14 protein-coding genes are annotated in these 18,389 nt (G+C 48.2%); 10 read left to right on the plus strand and 4 right to left on the minus strand.

The genetic code is table 11. The features are described 5' to 3' along the window. The 3 genes from ACX9NY_RS25620 (at window position 1) to ACX9NY_RS25630 (ending at window position 2,156) form a co-directional block, all read left to right on the plus strand. Window positions 1-675, plus strand: coding sequence for a GNAT family N-acetyltransferase (locus ACX9NY_RS25620; RefSeq protein ID WP_472475844.1), 675 nt, complete (start codon window positions 1-3; stop codon window positions 673-675). A 93-nt stretch (window positions 676-768) separates the two neighbouring features. Continuing rightward, window positions 769-1,440 (plus strand): GNAT family N-acetyltransferase, encoded by a 672-nt coding sequence (locus ACX9NY_RS25625; protein ID WP_340014844.1) that lies wholly within the window; start codon window positions 769-771, stop codon window positions 1,438-1,440. A gap of 155 nt (window positions 1,441-1,595) precedes the next feature. Beyond that, window positions 1,596-2,156 (plus strand): hypothetical protein, encoded by a 561-nt coding sequence (locus ACX9NY_RS25630; RefSeq protein WP_472475846.1) that lies wholly within the window; start codon window positions 1,596-1,598, stop codon window positions 2,154-2,156. A gap of 92 nt (window positions 2,157-2,248) precedes the next feature. Here ACX9NY_RS25630 and ACX9NY_RS25635 read toward each other — a convergent pair whose 3' ends face one another. After that, window positions 2,249-4,231 carry an LTA synthase family protein gene (locus ACX9NY_RS25635; protein ID WP_472475848.1) on the minus strand — a complete coding sequence of 661 codons (1,983 nt, stop codon included), beginning with the start codon at window positions 4,229-4,231 and terminating at the stop codon, window positions 2,249-2,251. Between the two features lie 170 nt (window positions 4,232-4,401). After that, window positions 4,402-4,899 carry an antibiotic biosynthesis monooxygenase family protein gene (locus tag ACX9NY_RS25640; protein ID WP_472475850.1) on the minus strand — a complete coding sequence of 166 codons (498 nt, stop codon included), beginning with the start codon at window positions 4,897-4,899 and terminating at the stop codon, window positions 4,402-4,404. A 137-nt stretch (window positions 4,900-5,036) separates the two neighbouring features. Here ACX9NY_RS25640 and ACX9NY_RS25645 point away from each other — a divergent pair, with 137 nt between their 5' ends. Beyond that, window positions 5,037-7,349 (plus strand): helicase C-terminal domain-containing protein, encoded by a 2,313-nt coding sequence (locus tag ACX9NY_RS25645; protein WP_342571309.1) that lies wholly within the window; start codon window positions 5,037-5,039, stop codon window positions 7,347-7,349. Between the two features lie 200 nt (window positions 7,350-7,549). After that, window positions 7,550-9,031, plus strand: coding sequence for an alpha-amylase (locus tag ACX9NY_RS25650; protein WP_472475852.1), 1,482 nt, complete (start codon window positions 7,550-7,552; stop codon window positions 9,029-9,031). 469 nt (window positions 9,032-9,500) lie between these two features. Here ACX9NY_RS25650 and ACX9NY_RS25655 read toward each other — a convergent pair whose 3' ends face one another. Next, the gene (locus tag ACX9NY_RS25655; protein ID WP_472475854.1) at window positions 9,501-10,244 is read right to left on the minus strand and encodes an MBL fold metallo-hydrolase; all 744 of its coding nucleotides are present in this window, start codon (window positions 10,242-10,244) and stop codon (window positions 9,501-9,503) included. 203 nt (window positions 10,245-10,447) lie between these two features. Between ACX9NY_RS25655 and uxaC the strand changes: the two genes are divergently transcribed. The 4 genes from uxaC (at window position 10,448) to ACX9NY_RS25675 (ending at window position 16,436) form a co-directional block, all read left to right on the plus strand. Beyond that, window positions 10,448-11,890 carry a glucuronate isomerase gene (uxaC, locus tag ACX9NY_RS25660; protein ID WP_472475856.1) on the plus strand — a complete coding sequence of 481 codons (1,443 nt, stop codon included), beginning with the start codon at window positions 10,448-10,450 and terminating at the stop codon, window positions 11,888-11,890. A gap of 402 nt (window positions 11,891-12,292) precedes the next feature. After that, on the plus strand, window positions 12,293-12,835 hold the full coding sequence (locus ACX9NY_RS25665; RefSeq protein WP_339238482.1) for a MarR family winged helix-turn-helix transcriptional regulator: 543 nt from the start codon (window positions 12,293-12,295) through the stop codon (window positions 12,833-12,835). Then, window positions 12,832-14,559: an ABC transporter ATP-binding protein gene (locus ACX9NY_RS25670; RefSeq protein ID WP_472475858.1), complete on the plus strand. Its 1,728-nt coding sequence runs from the start codon at window positions 12,832-12,834 to the stop codon at window positions 14,557-14,559. Before ACX9NY_RS25665 ends, ACX9NY_RS25670 begins: the two co-directional genes overlap by 4 nt. Continuing rightward, on the plus strand, window positions 14,556-16,436 hold the full coding sequence (locus ACX9NY_RS25675) for an ABC transporter ATP-binding protein (protein ID WP_342571303.1): 1,881 nt from the start codon (window positions 14,556-14,558) through the stop codon (window positions 16,434-16,436). The genes ACX9NY_RS25670 and ACX9NY_RS25675 overlap by 4 nt, the downstream gene beginning before the upstream one ends. Window positions 16,437-16,536: 100 nt before the next feature. Here ACX9NY_RS25675 and ACX9NY_RS25680 read toward each other — a convergent pair whose 3' ends face one another. Beyond that, window positions 16,537-17,130, minus strand: coding sequence for a hypothetical protein (locus ACX9NY_RS25680; RefSeq protein ID WP_472475860.1), 594 nt, complete (start codon window positions 17,128-17,130; stop codon window positions 16,537-16,539). Window positions 17,131-17,463: 333 nt separating this feature from the next. Here ACX9NY_RS25680 and ACX9NY_RS25685 point away from each other — a divergent pair, with 333 nt between their 5' ends. After that, the gene (locus ACX9NY_RS25685; RefSeq protein ID WP_342571301.1) at window positions 17,464-18,360 is read left to right on the plus strand and encodes a diacylglycerol/lipid kinase family protein; all 897 of its coding nucleotides are present in this window, start codon (window positions 17,464-17,466) and stop codon (window positions 18,358-18,360) included. Window positions 18,361-18,389: the final 29 nt, after the last annotated feature.

The raw sequence follows: 18,389 nt of genomic DNA on the forward strand, positions 1-18,389 counted from the left end.
ATGTATACGAAAGAAATGCTGATCACCGACCCGGAGCGGAAGGGTAAAAGGGTAAAAGCGGTCGTCCGCAATTACATTGCAGCCGACTTTGAGGAACTTGTTCGCATTCAGGCGGAGAGTTTCCCTCCTCCTTATCCGGAAGAGCTGCTCTGGAGTCACGAGCAGCTCAACAGTCATGTGCAGCATTACCCGGAAGGGGTCATCTGCATTGAAGTGGATGGAGAATTGGCCGGATCGATGACCTCGCTGCGGATGCAGTGGGACCCTGCACATCCAGCGAGCCATACCTGGTCCGAAGTCACAGATGACGGCTATATTCGTAACCATCAACCGGATGGCAACACGCTGTATATAGTTGATCTCTGCGTTCGTCCGAAGTACCGCAAGTGGGGACTGGCTCAGTTGATGATGCAGGCGATGTACCACCTGGTGATTGCACAGGGTATAGATCGGTTACTGGGTGCAGGCAGAATGCCAGGTTATCATCTGGTTGCAGACCAACTGTCTGCGCAGGAATATCTGGATCAGGTGGCCGCGGGAGAGAAGCATGACCCGGTGATATCGTTCCTGCTGCGTTGTGGCCGCATGCCAGTTGGCGTGACCGCAGACTATCTGGATGACGAGGAGTCCTGCAATTATGCTGCCCTGATGGAGTGGCGAAATCCATTTCGATAAGATTTGCTCACCATTACAGATCAAACCCAATTTTGAACGAGTTATGTACACGAATGATTAAAATATACATTCATATCAAGGAGGCATTTATCCATGGAATTCACGCGTATTACATCCATTAACGATCCATTGTTTGCCCAAATGCACAAGCTGATGCAGGAGATCTTCCCAAGGGAAGAAGTGCTGGACTTCCCGCTCTGGGCAGAGCCATTGGAAGATCCAGGTATTCGGGTATTCGTGGCTGTGCACGAGGGACAAGTCGTTGGCGCGACAGAGTACCGTTACTACGAGGATTGGAATGTGGCCATGACGGACTTTACGATTATTGGGCGTGAAGGTCTGGGTATCGGCAGTTTCCTGGCCAATCACCGCAAGCGTGATCTGCAGAAGCTCGCGGCAGCCAACGGGAAGGAATTGTTCGGCATGTTTGCCGAAATCTATAACCCATATCTGAGTCAGGATCACGAATTTGGCGGGATCAAGCCGATGGACCCGTATGTACGCCGCGAAGTATTGTCCCATCTGGGATACCAGCGTTTGGACTTCCCGTATGTTCACCCATCCTGGCAAGGAGACGGGGAAGCGGTTGGCGGACTGGATCTGTGCTTTATGCCAGGCGATGAGTCACTTGGCGAACTGCCAGCCAGTCTGGTGGCAGATTTCCTGAATCGGTATTATGCGGTGTTACCGAACAAACCACAGGAATGGCTTGCCATGGTAGAGCAATTGACTGCTCGCAAGTCTGTTGCGCTGTTGCCATTGTAATTCGTTGAAAGACCCGAGCCTGGACTAACAGGGCTCGGGTCTTTTTGGTTTATTTTTCAGAACGAACGAGATCCTCTTTTTATTTGTGTGGGATATGTTACCATTAATATGGAAGATATATGTTTATTTTCATTTTTATTTAAGGAGGGGATTAGATGAGAAAAAGCAGAATTTTGTTCATATCGATTTTCGCTTTGTTTTTAACAGCCTGCACTCCAAGTGACGATGCTTCACTACCAGATGTACAGCAGAGGGAACGCAAGGATGCCATAGATATCGAACAAGTTCAGAAGGAAAACGAACTGCTGAAGGAGCAGGTGCGTAACAACCAGAAGGAAAAAGATGAAAAAAAAGCAAAAGAGCAGGAAGAAGTAGAAAGTTTAAGAGAAACGCTGAATATTGCGTTTAAACTGATGGCAGCGATGCAATCTAAAGACTATGCATATCTTGAATCGGTGTCTTCTCCGAACATAGAAATATCGCAGCAGAGCAATATCATTATTTCGAAACGGGATCAGGTAGATTACGAAGTACCTTTTCTGCAAAACGTTAGCCTGAATAATCTGGAGTATCGCGGATTTAATCCGCTGGATTCAGATCGGGTCATTTTACATATGGCTACTGTATGGTCTGATGGAAACGGTGCATTGGATCTCTATTTCATTCGTTCCGAGGAAGGCAACTGGCTCTTTGATGGTCTGCTCACGAATGGATAGGCAACCAGTCTGGCACCGTACAGATAAATAGCGACCATTCCGTCTATGTAAGAGAGGAAGGTCGCCGCATGATGAGTTCGATTGAAAAATAATTATTGTGTAGTCTTTCGATCCGGAAGCTGGCTCAAATAACTGTTGGACAAGTGTGCAAGATCCAATGCTCGATCATACTGTTCCTTGGTTATAAACCGTGAAGAAGAAACCTCATTGTTACTGGATGTAACGATTGCTGGAGGTACCTTGCCCGCCGAAATCTGTGGCGTCTCTTCCGAAGGAACAGCCTTCTGCTCTTGCCCGGTATCCTGTCTGCCCGCATCAGCTAGGGAATAATGCGTTCCGTCCCCGTATCCTTTTGCGGGTATGAAGAGAGAAGCATCGTTTAGAACCGACCCGGAAGGAAGGTAATATCGTTCGGGTAGAAGATTTCCGCCTTCACGCAACAAATCCTGTCCGAAGTGTAATTGGTCCTCCAATGATACGCCGGTGAGTCCCGCAATCGTTGGCAGAATGTCCACCTGACCTCCGATCTGTTCCAGCTGCACACCCGGGGTAACGCCCGGGGCGGAGATTATGAGCGGAATATTAATCATATCTGCTGATGTGTATTCCCGGCCATACAACTCTTTCATAAGGACTTTGTCATCCCGATCCAGTGAGTAGATGGGAAGCCCCAGGTGATCCCCGTACAAGACGAACACGCTATTTTCCCATAATCCCCGTTCCTTCAGTCCAGCAATCAACTGTCCAATCGCCTGATCGGCATAGTGCTGCGATATCAGATAATCGCCGGGCAACGTATCCTTGTAACGCTCAGGCAGCGTCAGCTTCACCTTATTTTCGGGCAAAGTGTACGGGTGGTGGGCTGACATGGAGATGATATGGGCATAGAAGGGATCACCGGAAGACTGCATGGACTCCAGCTTATCCAGTGTTTTGGAATATAGCACTTCATCCGAGGCCGAGAAGGCGATAGAATCCTGTGTGCCGAAATAATCAATATCATAATACTGGTCGAATCCAAGTGCCTTGTATAACTGATCCCGATTCCAGAATCGGACATCATTTGTATGGAATGTGGCTGTCTGATATCCGTTCGCCGCCATTAGCTTGGGTAGACTCGGCAGAGCCTTATCTGCGTATACAGTCGTTGCTGCCCCGTTCGGTGGGGTGTAGAACGAAGTATTCACAACGAATTCGGCATCGGATGTATTTCCCTGTCCCACTTGCTGATAAAAGTTCGGAAAATACAGGCTCTGTCTAGCCAATTGATTCAGGTTGGGCGTGATCTCCTGTCCATCCACCTCTAATCCAATCAGAAAGTTCTGAAACGATTCCATCTGGAGCATGATCACGTTGCGTCCGCTCGCTGCACCCTGCTTCACAATCGCAGGAAGTGGAGTCGTTTGCTTCAGTTGGTCGATGGCAGCCTGATCAATGTGAGCAACGGGCACAAGTTCATCAGGTCGATCCAGGATGGTATATGCCTCGTAACCGAGGATGCCCATCTGTTCTGCTTGTGTAAGCTCACTCATGCTGGCCCGATTGGGATAGATGTTAAGCATGCATAGGATCATGGACAGGGTCAGAATGACCGAAGCCACTCGTCTTCTGGCACGTCGTTCAAGCGGAATGCGATTCGGGCGTTCTGTACTCCCGAGCTTGATCCGACGACGAACGAGCATCCCCCCAATGATCAGTACGTCTGCAAAAATAAACAAATAATAGGGGTCCAGCAAAGAGAACATGCTGCTCTTGACCGAAGTCACCTGATTCACCTGTGCCAGCGCGTGATAGTTAACGATTACGCCATAATATTTGTAGTACATGATGGCTGCAAAGAAAATGCCTGAGAGCAGCAAATTCATGGCAAGATACATCCACATCCGCCGCTTGGCAGCAAACCACTCAATTAGACAGAAGCCGATCCAAATGAGCGGCAATTCGGTCAGCAGAGGTTTCCAGATAGGGATGTTATCGAAGATAACAATCCAGGCCAGTGAGCTTTTGATCATCATAATGATGGTAAAGAATATAAAAGGTCCGCTTAGAAATCGGGTGAGTGAACTGCGTGACAAGGTACCGCCTTCCCTTCCGAAGTTTCATTTAACAAGTATTATCCTATCTCAGCATGGCTGTGTCAAAAATGAAAGCCTTCAACAATGGACGGCAAAAAACCTCTTCCACGCAGGAAGAGGTGTGAAAAAACGTGGGTTACCGCGATAAAAACCAGATACGACCCATTCCGTTATTCGATCGTGTACGTTGTGACGTAAGAAGGTCTGGGGAACATGGTGGGCTTCTGTGCAGTCAGGCCTTCGCTTGTACTGCGGTTTCGGTGAGCGTGGCTATAGGCTTGAGATTCCTGCCAGTCTTTGAAATGTTCTTCGGATTGCCAAAGTGTGAGTACAACATACGTATCATCCTTGATAGGACGAAGCACACGAATACCGACAAAACCAGGCTCATCTTCTACCTTGCGGGCACGGTTCTTGAACCGTTCTTCGAAATCATTACGGCCATCCTCTGTGACAGGGATATTGTTGAGAACAGCGTAACCTCCGCCAGTCCAGGAGCCTGCGGCATCGAAAGCTTCATATGCGGCTACTTTATCATCAGACTCAATATTCATCAGGCGTTCTGCGGATTCAATCGCCAGACGCACATGCTCTTCGCTTCGCAAAGTGAGATGCGGGTACGCAGCAAGTGCATCCGGAATCGGTGAAGGAACCAAATAGATATACATAGAAGCTGCCTCCTCATTAAGTACATTCTATCTCAAGATAGCATATGGAATTCAGTGAGTCCAATCGGTGGATCAACTGGTTTGAGCACGTCTTTTCATGATAAAGTATAATCACTACAAACAGAACGGGTGATCGTATGACAACAACAATTCGGATATCGGTAAGACCTTTGGTGGAGTATGTGTACCGCAGTGGCAGCATACGTCCGGGGTTCCGGACCAATGCCTCGATGCAGGAGGGGACTCGAATCCACCAACGTGTCCAGAAGGAGTATACCGAAGAGGATTTAAAAGAGATTGTGCTCGAAACTGAGATCCAACACGGGGATCTGACCTATGTGGTGGAAGGGCGCTGTGATGGCCTGATTCGGTTGGAGGGTCAATTGACGGTGGATGAGATCAAATCAACTGCGGGCAATCTGGATGATCTGGGAGAGGGTCTTCCAGTGCACTGGGCACAGGCCATGATGTATGCCTATATGTACGCTGTTCAGCATGATGAACCACGTATGCAAGTGCAGTTGACGTATGTGCATTCGGTAACCCATGAAGAGAGACGGTTTCGCCGAATGGCAGAACGAGAGGAACTGGAGCAGTTTGCGGCAGAAGTGATTGCCGGCTATGCGCCATATGCGGAGATGATTGCTGCATATGAAGAAGAGCGGGATATCAGTGTGCGAGAGTTGCCGTTTCCTTTTCGCAAATACCGGGAGGGGCAGCGGAAGTTGGCGGGAGCCGTATACAAGACGATCCGCGAGGGTCAGGGATTGATGGCAAAAGCACCAACAGGCATTGGTAAAACCATGTCCGTGCTGTTCCCCACGGTCAAAGCCATTGGCGAAGGCGAAGCGAACCGATTGTTCTATCTGACCGCGAGGACAACGACACGGGTGGCGGCAGAAGAAGCTTTTGCCCGGATGCAATCGGAAGGATTGAAGATGCATGTCATAAGTCTGACCGCGAAGGACAAGATCTGTTTCAAGGAAGAGGAAGCTTGTGATACGGGGCAGTGTGGCATGTGCGAAGGATATTATGATCGTATTAATGGAGCCGTGCTGGACATGCTGGAACATGAGACGTTAATGACACGCCCGGTTATTGAGCAGTATGCACGCAAACATCGGGTGTGTCCGTTTGAGTTTTCACTGGATGCGGCATATGCAGCTGATGCGGTGATCTGCGATTATAACTATATTTTTGATCCGCGTATTTCTCTGAAAAGAATGTTGGAAGAGCAGAAACGCAAGACGGTATTACTGGTGGACGAGGCGCATAATCTGGTCGATCGTGGGCGAACGATGTTTTCCGCGGAGCTGGAGAAGGCGGTGTTTCTGGATGTGAAAAGGGAGTTCCAGTCGCTGGACAGCAGTGTGCCTGCTGCCAAAGCCATTGTTGACTACACCGGGGCCATTGATAAGTATCTGATTACCCTTCGCCAAAATGGTGGAGATGAGGGGAAAATCATTCAACAGGAGGCACCGGAGGAACTGATTGAACGCCTGGAGCCCTTTGTCATGGTTGCGGAACAGTGTCTTGTTGAAGGTGGCTCGGGCAATGCCGAGACGGATCAGTTGCTGCTGGATGCTTACTTCACGGCACAGAATTTTCTGCGTATTGCCAAGCTGTATGATGAACGTTTTATTACGTATGCAGAGTGTGTACGAAGTGAAGTGCGAGTGAAGTTATTCTGTCTCGATCCTTCGGTGTTGCTTCGTCAGACGGCCAAAGGCTTCCGCTCCCTCATTCATTTCTCGGCAACCTTGTCACCTCTTCGCTATTATCGGGATATGCTGGGTGCAGAGGAAGAAGATTATACGTTGCAGATTCCCTCACCCTTTCAGCGTGAACAGCTGGATGTGAGACTCATGCCCTTATCTGTTCGTTATAAAGACCGGGAACAATCCCGGCGACCCATTGCGGAGATGCTGCAACAGCTGGTAAGTGAATGGCCGCGCAGTAATCTGATGGTGTTCTTCCCGTCGTATCCTTATATGCGCGAGATCTATGACACCTATGCACAGCTTCCAAGTGAAGCGGATACGGTCATACAGAAGCAGGGCATGAACGAACTGGAACGGGAGCAGTTTCTGGATGGATTCCAGCCGAATCCTGAACGAACACGACTGGTGTTTGCCGTTATGGGTGGTGTATTCTCGGAGGGTGTCGATCTGCCGGGAGACCGCTTGAATGGCGTTGTGGTGGTAGGTGCGGGGCTGCCGCAGATTGGCCTGGAGAATAACGTATTACGTGATTATTATGATCGGACAGGACGCAACGGATTTAATTACGCTTATATTTTCCCGGGGATGAACAAGGTGCTGCAGGCGGGGGGACGGCTGATTCGAACGGAAGAAGACAAGGGCGTGTTGGTGCTGGTCGACGATCGTTTTATCCAAGAACCGTACCGTTCCCTGCTGCCCGAGGAGTGGCGGGACTATAAACGAATCTGATATTGCACCTTCAGAGCAGTTCCAATGGAATCAGGCAAATGCGGAACTAAGGAGTTTAACATTTTTTTTCAAATTTCTTCCCTTACATGATTGAAGGGTAGGGTGAAAGGGTTATAACTTGGTTAGCAACGAACGAACAACGGCGATTACCCTATCCGTTCCGCGGTCCGCTTCGAAAGCAATCAAGGAGGTCGGTTATAATGAAGAGAAATCATACCATGATGCAGTTTTTTGAGTGGCACCTGGCTGCAGACGGAGATCATTGGAAGCGACTGGCTGAAATGGCCCCGGAACTGAAAGCCAAAGGTATTGACTCGGTATGGGTACCACCCGTAACCAAGGCAGTGTCAGCAGAAGATACAGGTTATGGTGTATATGATCTGTACGATCTGGGCGAATTTGATCAAAAGGGTGCCGTGCGGACCAAATATGGCACCAAGCAGGAACTGGTGGAGGCCATTGCCGAGTGTCAGAAGAACGGAATTGCCGTCTATGTGGATCTGGTCATGAATCACAAGGCCGGAGCAGATGAGACGGAAGTCTTTAAAGTGATTGAGGTTGATCCCAATGATCGGACGAAGGAAATTTCTGAGCCGTTCGAGATTGAAGGCTGGACCAAATTCACATTTCCGGGTCGCGGCGATCAATACTCCTCCTTTAAGTGGAGCTCCGAACATTTCAACGGCACGGACTATGATGCCAAGGGAGAACGGAGCGGTGTATTCCGCATCGCAGGTGAGAACAAGAACTGGAATCAGAATGTCGATGATGAGTTCGGCAACTACGATTATCTGATGTTCGCCAACATAGATTATAACCACCCGGATGTGCGACGCGAGATGATCGATTGGGGGAAATGGCTGATTGACACCCTCCAGTGCGGTGGGTTCCGGCTGGATGCCATTAAGCATATCAACCACGAATTCATCAAGGAGTTCGCAGCAGAGATGATCCGTAAACGCGGTCAGGATTTCTACATCGTAGGTGAGTTCTGGAACTCGAATCTGGATGCATGTCGTGAATTCCTTGATACGGTTGACTACCAGATCGACCTGTTCGATGTGTCACTTCACTACAAATTGCATGAGGCTTCGCTTGCAGGCAGAGACTTTGATCTCTCCAAAATTTTTGATGACACCTTGGTCCAGACCCATCCTACCCATGCGGTAACCTTTGTAGATAACCATGACTCCCAACCCCATGAAGCATTGGAATCCTGGATTGGAGACTGGTTTAAGCCGAGTGCCTATGCGTTGACACTATTACGACGTGATGGATATCCGGTTGTATTTTACGGGGATTATTATGGTATTGGTGGTCCTGAACCTGTGGATGGCAAAAAAGAAATTCTGGACATTCTGCTGTCTGCGCGCTGCAACAAGGCATATGGGGAGCAGGAAGACTACTTCGATCACGCCAATACGATTGGCTGGGTGCGTCGTGGCGTAGAGGAAATCGAAGGTTCCGGTTGTGCAGTCGTTATCTCCAACGGGGATGACGGTGAGAAAAGAATGTTCATCGGAGAGCATCGTGCTGGTGAAGTCTGGGTGGATCTGACGAACAGTTGTGAGGATCAGATTACCATCGAGGAAGACGGCTGGGCCACCTTCCATGTGTGCGGTGGAGGCGTCTCCGTATGGGCCCTGCCTGAGCAGAATGAGGGCTGCGCTGACGCTGAGTAACGGCGTATATCAGGCAATATATAAGAAAAGAAAAGATGCACCGATGGATGATATGAATAATGGTGTATAGATCGATCGATAATCCACCTGAACAGGGGAGATAGCACTCCTATGTTCAGGTGGTTTTTGCATTTTTCTATGGGTGCCTAGGGCGTGTCTGAAAACTCCATCTAAGAACCTAGCGCGCCTAACGAACTCAGCCCGCCTTATTTGCATCGAATTGGCATTAGTGTAATCCTAACGAATCTCAGTAACCTTATTACTGTCAAAAGTGACTTTAATAGCGCCAATTGGAGAAACATCATCAGATTAACGCGTTTGAGATTCGTTAGAATACTGATAACCTCAGATTTTGAATAATTAAGGCTTCTAAGATTCGTTAGCTAAACGTGGGTTAACGCTCTCACCATAGGCAAACGGATCAAAGGAACCTGAGTAGACGCTGCCTATGTGTTGGATCTCCGTTTACCTACTCCAACTCAAAGGATTCCAGCGTGCCAACCATTCGCAGATCATGATCGCGGTTGAATTGTTCCCGTTTGTCCGCATCCGCGTACTCATCATGATAATGCATCAACACGGTTTTCTGTCTCACTTCGGCTGGCAGTTGCTCCAGTTCCTTCAATGAGGTATGAGATTTGATCACCAGATCATGCATATGACATTCATGGAAAATCAGCTGCACATCAGCGGCAACTTGCTCCACCCGTTCCTGGTTGAGTGTACTGTCTGCACTGTAATAGAAGTAAGGCTTGGCGATTAACCCATTGCTGACCATACCGGGAACATGCTGCGTCCGAAATGTCTCAAACGTCACACCGCCCAGTTCGAATGTGCCTCCATCTGGCAGGGGAACAACATCGTAGTAATCACTCATGGTACGTTCACCATCCGTTGTGTAGCGCATGCCGGGGGATAGTATGTTCCAGAGCGGATCTACCAATTGTTCGTGGATGAACAGACGGGGTTTGCGATCGCCCACGATCTGTGCGTAATAACCCAGCATCTGTACACCATTAATATGATCTTCGTGTAGATGTGAAATGAAAACATTGTGGATATCGGTCATGGGGAATCCATATTCCTTGAGTGCTTTGGCATTTGATTCCGGAAAATCAATGACTAGATGCGTGTCTTCGAATTCAGCCAACATACTATTGTGGTGCTGCTCCACGCTGAACATATCTCCTGTGCCGAGAAAAGTAATTTTCATTCAAATTCATCTCCTTGTGTGATCTTCAGATCAGCATCCTTGCGTTAAATCCAGTATACCTTGTTCCCGAATATATGCCTAAATCAACCTTTTTTGATAACGCTATCATTTTATATTGAACTTTGATGGCAAACAGTGTAGCGTAAAGATGGGAAGTGAACCCATATGAACGTAAACTCACCTAAAGGGAGCGTGCGAGGCGAATGAAATCTTTTCTGGATGAACAATTTTTGCTGCATAATGAAACGGCGGTCAAGTTATATGAGGATTATGCCAAAGACATGCCGATTATTGACTATCATTGCCACCTCAGTCCTCAGGAGATCTACGAGAACAAAACCTTTGGCAATCTTACGGAGGCCTGGTTATACGGTGATCACTATAAGTGGCGGCTTATGCGCGCTAACGGAATTGAAGAGCAATATGTAACTGGCGGCGAAGGCGTGACCGATTACGATCGTTTCCTGGCTTATGCGAAAACAGTGCCTATGATGATTGGTAATCCGCTGTATGCCTGGTCTCACTTGGAATTACAGCGATATTTCGGCGTTTACGAAGTATTGAACGAGGCTAGCGCACCAGCTATATGGGATAAAGTAAATGCCAAATTGAACAGCGACGGATTCGGTGCACGTGATCTGATTACCAAATCCAATGTCACTGTTGTATGCACAACCGATGATCCTACCGATTCGCTGGAGTATCATCTGAAGATTCAGGAGATTGAAGGCTTTGATACGGCGGTATTGCCTTCTTTCCGCCCAGATAAAGGACTGGAATTGAACCGGGATACATTCACCGAATGGGTGGGCAAGTTGTCACAAGCCTCCGGCACAGCGATTTCCGATTATGAATCCTTCCTTGCTGCATTGGAGTCCCGGGTGGAATTTTTCCATTCCGTCGGTGGCAGAGTCTCTGATCATGCACTTGATTATGTTCCTTACGGTGTGGCTACGCGAGAAGAAGCGGGTGAGATTTTTGCGAAGGCACTTGCAGGTCAGAAGGTAACTCGTGAGGAAGAGGACAAGTATAAGACGGTCACATTGACGTTCCTCGGCAAACTGTATGCAGAGCGCGGTTGGGTGATGCAGTTCCACATTAATGCAGCCCGTAACAACAATACACGGATGTTTGCCAAGCTTGGGCCGGATACCGGTTATGACGCCGTGAATGATACACCACTGTCATCAGCAATGATTGGATTGCTCGATGCGTTAGAACAGCAGCAGGCGTTACCCAAAACGATTCTGTATTCCTTAAATCCAAGGGATAATGAAGTTCTTGCAGCGATCATCGGCAGTTTCCAGGGCGGTGGTATTCCGGGCAAAATCCAGCTTGGTGCAGCATGGTGGTTCAATGATACGAAGGACGGCATGCTCGCCCAGATGAAGGCACTTGCGAATGTGGGTCTGCTCAGCCGATTTGTCGGTATGCTGACTGATTCACGCAGCTTCCTGTCGTACACACGGCATGAGTATTTCCGCCGCCTGGTCTGCAATCTCATTGGTGAATGGGCTGAACAGGGCGAAGCACCGCAGGATATGGAGCTGCTTGGTCAGATCGTACAGGGCATTGCCTACAACAATGCAAAAGAATATTTCGCGTTTGCCTCAGTGCCTCAAACGGTCTCTGCTTCAAAGTCATGATAGGTGATGCGTGATGCTCAACAAGTTCATCTAATTTTGCAATAAGAGAGGCTACCTTGTTTCTTCATTCCATATGTATAACAATGCTCCCATTAAGTACACCGGGTATTCATCTACCGGAGTATTGGATGGGAGCTTTTTTGAGTTTCCTTCCTGATATTGCGCACAATAACTATAGCCAGCTCCAATGACGGCAAAATGACAAAGCCAATAACGAAGCGTTTATAAGCGTTTAGTATGGGTTACTCTTGGTTATTTTTAGTTGTTTGACTTTCGCTTCCTGCGATAATATACTTAGTACACCTAATTAATTGCATATCTATTTAATTGTGATGCTATTTAATAGGTGTCCTATGATATTGGATATCTATGCATTAATAAAGAAAGAGGGAGGAATCCAATATGACTGGTATAGATCCGGTCGCTCAGAAGCTTTTATACTCCATCATGCAGTTTAATAAAGGCAAGTGGAGGCAAAATAAACCTCATGGGCGCAATCATAATGAAATTATGGTGCTGGCTTGTTTGCTGCATGGTACGCATCCAGGAGAACGTCTGGACTGGCGGGATAATCCGCCAGATTTTGAGAGAGAACTGAATGAGAGTCGCCCAGGACTTAAAGTATCGGAAATCAGTGCGTTACTGCGGGTGAAATCACCAACAATAACCCCGGTTATTCGTGGGCTTGAGGATGAAGGGCTTGTCGAACGGACCATGGACCCGACGGATCGCCGTGCTGTGCGTATCACCATTACAGAGGCAGGGCGGAACATTATTCGGGCGGCACATGAGGAGCGCATGCAAACGTTCAACCAGCTCGTCGAGCATTTGGGTGAGGAAGAAAGCATTCAATTGACGGAGTTGTTGACCAAGGTTTATACCTTTTTTGATACAGTGGTTTTTCAACAGACGGAGACGTCCACACAAGGAGATGATACGCCATGATGAAACTGTTTCGCATGCTGAAGCCTTATCGAATACCGATTATCTTCATTCTGGTATTGGTACTGTTTCAGTCGCTTGCCGAATTGTACCTGCCTACGTTAATGGCGGATATCGTGAATTTTGGCATCATTAAGGGAGATGTCCCTTATATTTGGCAGATTGGTGGATGGATGTTGGTCATTGCGATTGGCGGAACAGCGTGTTCAGTGATCGCTAGTTACCTCTCCTCCCGCACTGCGGGTGGATTTGCCAAACAACTTCGCAGCAGAGTATTCCGCCATGTGGAGAACTTCTCGCTCCAGGAGTTCGATAAGATGGGTACGGCTTCCCTGATTACGCGTACGACGAATGATATCACGCAGGTACAGAACGTACTTACGATGATGCTGCGCATGATGATTATGGCTCCATTGATGTGTATCGGTGGTATCTTCATGGCGGTCTCGCAGGACGCCAAATTATCTACGATCTTCCTGGTCGTGCTGCCTGTACTGGGCGGAGCCATTGCGCTGATTGGTTCCAAGGGATTACCTTTGTTCAAAACCATTCAGAAAAAGCTGGACCGACTCAACCTAGTGCTGCGTGAGCAGTTAACAGGGATTCGTGTCGTGCGTTCCTTTAACCGTGGTGAGCATGAGCGCGTGCGCTTTAACGGGGCCAACACGGAACTGAGGGATTCTTCGATTAAAGTTAATGTGCTCATGGCGACCATCATGCCTGTTATGATGCTGGTTATGAACTTTTCGATGATTGCCATTCTTTATTTTGGTGGAATGCGGATTGACAGCGGCAATATGAACATCGGTGCATTAATTGCCTTCATTCAATATGCCATGCAAATCATGTTCTCACTGATTATGGTTTCCATGATCTTTGTCATGATTCCAAGAGCTTCAGCATCGGCAGAACGGATTAACGAAGTACTTGATATGCAGCCGGATCTTAGCAATCCCGAGCAGCCTCATGGCATGAAATCCATGCAGGGGATGATTGAGTTTGACCATGTAACTTTCCGTTATCCGGGCGCAGAGAATCCAGCGTTGTCCGATATATCCTTCACAGCTCGTTCAGGTGAGACAACAGCCATTATTGGGGGTACGGGTTCCGGGAAATCGACATTGCTCAGTCTTATTCCACGATTCTACGATGTGACTGAAGGCAGCGTTCGGGTCAATGGTACGGATGTGCGGGAACTTCGGCAGGAAGATTTGCGTGCCAAAATTGGCTTTGTGCCACAAAAGGCAGTCCTCTTCACGGGTACAATTACGGAGAATATCCGTCACGGGAAAGACGATGCCACAATGGATGAAGTTGTTCATGCGGCTCGTACGGCTCAGGCAGAGAACTTCATTACCGAGATGAAAGATGGATATGACAGCCTAATTGCACAAGGGGGTAACAACGTGTCTGGTGGACAAAAGCAACGTCTGTCCATCGCTCGCGCACTTGTTCGCCGTCCGGAAGTCTATATCTTTGATGACAGTTTCTCTGCCCTCGATTTCAAAACGGATGCTAAACTTCGTGCTGCGCTGAAGTCCGAAACGACAGAAGCGGCTGTGCTGATTGTTGCCCAGCGCGTAAGTACAGTAATGGATGCCGATCGCATTCTGGTTATGGATGAGGGACGAATTGTCGGTTCAGGAACACATAAAGAGCTGCTGGAGCACAATGAAGTATATCGCGAAATTGTATCCTCCCAGCTGACTGAGGAGGAGATCGCATGAGTGATCATACAGAAAAACATAAAGCACCCCGTGCCTCTCGCGGACCGGGACCCGGTCCGGGTATGGGCATGCGACCTCCCGCTGAGAAAGCAAAAGATTTCAAAGGCACACTGCGGCGTTTGATTCGTTATCTCCAGCCCCACAGCTCTCGTCTACTTGGGGTACTGGTTGCAGCCATTCTGAGTACCGTATTCAGTATCATCAGTCCTAAGATCATGGCCCAAGGTACGGATATTCTTAGTGAAGGCGCCATTGCCATCCTTCAGGGTGTGCAGGGAGCCGGGATTGATTTTCCTGCATTGATGAAAGTACTATACCTGCTTGGCGGGCTCTATCTGTTCAGTGCTGCATTCATGTATATTCAGCAATACCTGATGGCTGGTGTAGCCCAACGTGTTGTCTATGACATGCGTGAGCAGATCAGTGCGAAGGTTGGACGCCTTCCTTTGAAATATTTCGACTCCCGCACGACTGGGGAGACACTGAGCCGTGCCACGAATGACGTGGACAATATCAGTAATACCCTTCAGCAAAGTTTGGCACAGTTCATTACGTCCATCGTCACGATTGTCGGCGTAATTATCATGATGCTGACGATTAGTCCATGGATGACGCTGATCACGATTTTGACACTGCCACTCAGTGTCGTTGTTGTTATGCTGGTCGCTTCCCGTTCGCAAAAACACTTTGCAGGCCAACAGAAGTCCCTCGGGGAACTGAATGGTCATGTCGAAGAGATGTACACAGGACACAAGGTTGTCAAAGCATTTGGACGCGAAGAACAATCGGTACAGCAATTCGAGAAGGTCAATGAAGAGTTGTATGAATCCGGTTGGAAGGCCCAGTTTATCTCCGGTATTATTATGCCGCTCATGAGTTTTGTCGGTAACCTGGGTTATGTACTGATCTGTGTGGTGGGTGGGATCTTCGTTACTCGCGGATCTATCTCCATCGGGGATATTCTAGCCTTCACGCAGTACTCCCGTCAATTCACACAACCGATTAACCAGATTGCTAATATCTCTAATATCATTCAATCGACGATTGCATCGGCAGAACGAGTATTTGAGTTGCTGGATGAAGAGGAAGAAGTTCCGGAGTCCAAACAACCCGTGCAACTACAGCAGCCTAGAGGTGCGGTTACATTCCAAGGTGTTAATTTTGGATATAAAGAAAATGAACTGCTCATTCATAACATGAACATTGATGTAAAACCGGGACAGACCGTAGCCATTGTTGGACCAACGGGAGCCGGTAAAACGACCCTGATTAACCTGTTAATGCGTTTCTACGAAATTCAGGATGGTCGGATTACGATTGACGGTGCCGACATTAAGGACATGGAGCGTGGCAAGCTGCGCAGTCTGTTCGGTATGGTGCTTCAGGATACCTGGTTGTTCAACGGAACGATTCGGGACAACATCGCCTATGGTCGAGAAGGTTCAACGGAAGAGGATGTCATCAAGGCAGCCGTTGCGGCACATGCGGATCACTTTATTCGTACACTGCCTGATGGATATGACACGGTGCTGAATGAAGAGGCGTCGAACATCTCTCAAGGGCAGAAACAGTTGCTGACCATTGCAAGAGCGATTCTGGCGAACCCGGCTATTCTCATTCTGGATGAAGCGACGAGTAGCGTGGATACACGGACTGAAGTATTCATTCAGAAAGCCATGAATGATCTGATGAAGGATCGCACGAGCTTTGTCATTGCACACCGTTTGTCCACCATTCGCGGCGCCGATCTGATCCTGGTTATGGATCATGGTAACGTGATTGAACAGGGCAATCATGAGGAATTAATGGCGAGTCAAGGTTTCTACGCGGATCTGTACAATAGTCAGTTTGCAGAGCAGCAACCGCAGGCGATCTGATTACAATGTAAATAACAAGAATAGCCGGGAGCCCTATTAGGGGTTCCCGGCTATTTGTCGTATATCCAGAGGAGTGACATTAGGATATGGATCGTTTTAGTTACTGATCCTTAGACTCCTTAGCAGGTTCATCTGCGCCGTTGCTAGAGATCGACCTCGCTTCTATCTTCATGTCGTCCCTGTTAGCTTCCTCCAGCGCAGACGGAGCGGGTTCACCCGGGATCAATTCGCGTTGCTCAATCATGCGTTTGACGACTTCATAACAGTCATCGACATGTTTGTTACCCACATATCGCATAGCTGTGAAGCTGAGTGCAGCGGCCAGTCCCTGTCCAGCAAATGGGACGAATTTGGCGACGGACTTAGTAGCTACGCGTACGCCAACTCTTTTCAAAACCTGGACAACCAGTTCTTTCGTCACCATACGTCCGATGACTTTGCTTCCGATGGACATGACGAATCCATAGATCATGGATTTGGTCTCGGGGTCCATGCCGTCCAACTGTTTTTGGGATAATCCGAATTTATTGTTAATGGCAGGCAACAGCTGCATCAGCATCCCCACATCAGCCAGTACGTCTGTACCGGGCAGCGGAACGAGTGTTGTACCGGCAGATGCGGTAGCTCTTTTGCGAACCATGGTACGGCATTCCTTGCGAACTTGCTCCAATTGTTCCAACGTTGCCGGAATCATAGGGAATCCCTCCATTCGTATATGGTATAGATATAACCGTTTTGAATCGTTTTGAATGGGTTTTCACCAGCAAAATTTGCAGCCTTATGACATTAAGGTGCGGAGAAACCCTTTTTTCCATGCATACATCTGGTTAAAAAAGGAAGTGGTTTGTAAGATCAACGATTTATCTAAATAGTTGAACTTATATAGCTTTTACGAATAAATGAGGATTAGGATGCATATCTGATTGGGGAACCTATTTGGAATGATGAGTGCTTAGCGCAGGGATTGTTTATGGATTCAACCTTCTTGGGTAAAGGTTAACAAGCATTGGAATGGAGGAAGAGAAGGATGGAGTTTAACAAAGCATTGTTAATTCATCATCATCATTCAGGCAAGGCCAATCGTGAGAATACAGTGGGTCTCGTGGTTGGTGTGCTGGCCCCCGCTGTCCATGAACTCGTCATTGTGCGTACCGATGAACCCGGCGAAGGAGAGAAGTTGTGTCGTGAACGCGGTGAACAATTCGATGTGGTGTTTATTCTGGGTGGGGATGGCACGGTGCATGAATGCGTGAATGGACTGGCTGATCTGCAGCATCCTCCGTTGATTGGCATATTGCCTGGAGGCACCTGTAATGACTTTGCGCGTTCGCTCGGCATTTCACCCGATGCAGAGACTGCTGCACAAGAAATGCTCGCAGGTCGGGTAGTATCTATTGATGTTGGACGAGCCAATGATCGGGTGTTCACGAACTTTTTTGGTATTGGCTTGATCAGTGATGCATCGCAGAATATTAACGAGAATCTGAAAGGCACGCTGGGTAAGCTCAGTTATTTCATCAGCACGTTGCAGACAATTAGTCACACGGAGCCGTTTCGTTATCAATTGGAGGCAGATGGGAAAGAAATGGAAGGCGAAGCGGTAATGATCTACGCAGCAAACGGCCGTTTTCTGGGAACGAATGCCCTGCCTTTTGCACCGGATGCATTGCAGGATGGGGAGCTAGACGTACTCATTATTCATGAGACAGGCATCCCGCTGCTGCGAGAGATCCTGTCACATAAGCCCGAGGGAGATTGGCAACCCCAGAGTGAGAGCATTTCATACTTCAAGGCATCTACGCTAAAAGTGAACACAGATGCCCCAATGTCAGCTGACACGGATGGCGAATTGTATATGAAGACACCCGCCGAGCTATCGGTGCTGACGGGTCATCTGAAGTTTCTAACCGGGGAGGTGTACTAAATCCCCGGTTTTTTTGTCTCATTTTGGCT

It is taken from the genome of Paenibacillus sp. CB74 (assembly GCF_055687625.1).

Excerpts from the sequence above, each read along its gene's own strand:
- ACX9NY_RS25630 (WP_472475846.1), top strand. The coding sequence starts at position 1,596 with ATGAGAAAAAGCAGAATTTTGTTCATATCGATTTTCGCTTTGTTTTTA.
- ACX9NY_RS25620 (WP_472475844.1), top strand. The coding sequence starts at position 1 with ATGTATACGAAAGAAATGCTGATCACCGACCCGGAGCGGAAGGGTAAA.
- ACX9NY_RS25640 (WP_472475850.1), bottom strand. The coding sequence starts at position 4,899 with ATGTATATCTATTTGGTTCCTTCACCGATTCCGGATGCACTTGCTGCG.
- ACX9NY_RS25685 (WP_342571301.1), top strand. The coding sequence starts at position 17,464 with ATGGAGTTTAACAAAGCATTGTTAATTCATCATCATCATTCAGGCAAG.
- ACX9NY_RS25675 (WP_342571303.1), top strand. The coding sequence starts at position 14,556 with ATGAGTGATCATACAGAAAAACATAAAGCACCCCGTGCCTCTCGCGGA.
- ACX9NY_RS25625 (WP_340014844.1), top strand. The coding sequence starts at position 769 with ATGGAATTCACGCGTATTACATCCATTAACGATCCATTGTTTGCCCAA.
- ACX9NY_RS25645 (WP_342571309.1), top strand. The coding sequence starts at position 5,037 with ATGACAACAACAATTCGGATATCGGTAAGACCTTTGGTGGAGTATGTG.
- ACX9NY_RS25655 (WP_472475854.1), bottom strand. The coding sequence starts at position 10,244 with ATGAAAATTACTTTTCTCGGCACAGGAGATATGTTCAGCGTGGAGCAG.
- uxaC (WP_472475856.1), top strand. The coding sequence starts at position 10,448 with ATGAAATCTTTTCTGGATGAACAATTTTTGCTGCATAATGAAACGGCG.
- ACX9NY_RS25670 (WP_472475858.1), top strand. The coding sequence starts at position 12,832 with ATGATGAAACTGTTTCGCATGCTGAAGCCTTATCGAATACCGATTATC.
- ACX9NY_RS25665 (WP_339238482.1), top strand. The coding sequence starts at position 12,293 with ATGACTGGTATAGATCCGGTCGCTCAGAAGCTTTTATACTCCATCATG.
- ACX9NY_RS25680 (WP_472475860.1), bottom strand. The coding sequence starts at position 17,130 with ATGATTCCGGCAACGTTGGAACAATTGGAGCAAGTTCGCAAGGAATGC.
- ACX9NY_RS25650 (WP_472475852.1), top strand. The coding sequence starts at position 7,550 with ATGAAGAGAAATCATACCATGATGCAGTTTTTTGAGTGGCACCTGGCT.